The organism is Acinetobacter sp. UBA6526, from assembly GCF_002434875.1.
Taxonomy (GTDB): domain Bacteria; phylum Pseudomonadota; class Gammaproteobacteria; order Pseudomonadales; family Moraxellaceae; genus Acinetobacter; species Acinetobacter venetianus.
The window spans coordinates 1-608 of record NZ_DJLC01000035.1 but is presented as its reverse complement, the minus strand read 5'-3'; the positions used below and the strand labels follow the sequence as shown (position 1 = coordinate 608).

Genomic DNA, 608 nt, shown 5'->3' with positions numbered 1-608 from the left:
AACATGCCTTGTATCGTCTAAAAATATCCTCTGTCGCAAGCATCTGTGAAATGTCAGCAGACCCTATAATTCTTATTAGAATTATTGAACCGTGCTAAGAAGTATATACGGTTTAGTCTGGTTAAAATATGGCTTTGTACACAGCAGTCAGGAAAAATAAAACCACTGATCTATCAGTGGTTTTTAAATATTAAAGTAATAATCTATTATTTTTTGAGGTTTCCAGCGTGCAGGCCGCATTCCTTATGCGTCGCTTCTTCCCACCACCAACGACCCTCACGTTCATGCTGATTTGGTAGAACTGGACGTGTACATGGCTCACAGCCGATTGAAATAAAACCACGCTCATGCAAGGGGTTATATGGAATTTCCATCATGCGGATATAGCTCCATACATCTGCGCTACTCCAGTTTGCTAGCGGATTGTATTTGATTAGTTGCTTACCTTCACCTGAAAACCCTACATCAGCTTGTACTACTGGCACATCGCTACGCGTTGGGCTTTGGTCTTTACGTTGACCTGTAATCCAGCCATCAAGTGTTGCAAGTTTTTTACGTAAAGGTTGTACTTTTCGAATACCACAACACTCTTGATGACCATCTTCAAA

Annotated in this window: 1 protein-coding gene; it reads right to left on the bottom strand. The window is 41.0% G+C overall.

The genetic code is table 11. From position 1 onward, the window contains the following. Positions 1-206 precede the first annotated feature (206 nt). Positions 207-608 (bottom strand): phosphoadenylyl-sulfate reductase (locus B4237_RS02355; RefSeq protein ID WP_286941174.1); only part of this gene is annotated, 402 nt, incomplete at its 5' end.